The sequence below is a fragment of the Microvirga pakistanensis genome, from assembly GCF_004458765.1.
Taxonomy (GTDB): domain Bacteria; phylum Pseudomonadota; class Alphaproteobacteria; order Rhizobiales; family Beijerinckiaceae; genus Microvirga; species Microvirga pakistanensis.
Genome location: NZ_SPJX01000320.1, coordinates 1 through 223, shown reverse-complemented (window position 1 = coordinate 223; position 223 = coordinate 1). Strand labels below are relative to the sequence as shown.

General features: G+C 63.7%; 1 protein-coding gene. It reads right to left on the bottom strand.

Annotation, left to right across the window (positions count from 1 at the left end):
• Positions 1-223 (bottom strand): type 2 periplasmic-binding domain-containing protein (locus E4K09_RS16935; protein ID WP_134498973.1); only part of this gene is annotated, 223 nt, incomplete at both ends.

Below are 223 nucleotides of genomic sequence, written 5' to 3'. Positions count from 1 at the left end.
GATTGAATGGCCTTGTCGAACATGGTCTTGAGCTCAAAATCGTCCTTGCGCAGGCCCACGGCCACGCCGCGCCCGAGCACGTCGCCGCTCACGGCACCGCCCACCATCTCCATGTCCTTGAACTCCGGCTTTTCCGTCGAGGCCTTCAGGGAGGAGTGAGCCGCGAAGATCGCGTCGATGCGCCCGGCCGCTAGGTCGAGATCGTGCTGCTCGGTGGTCTTGT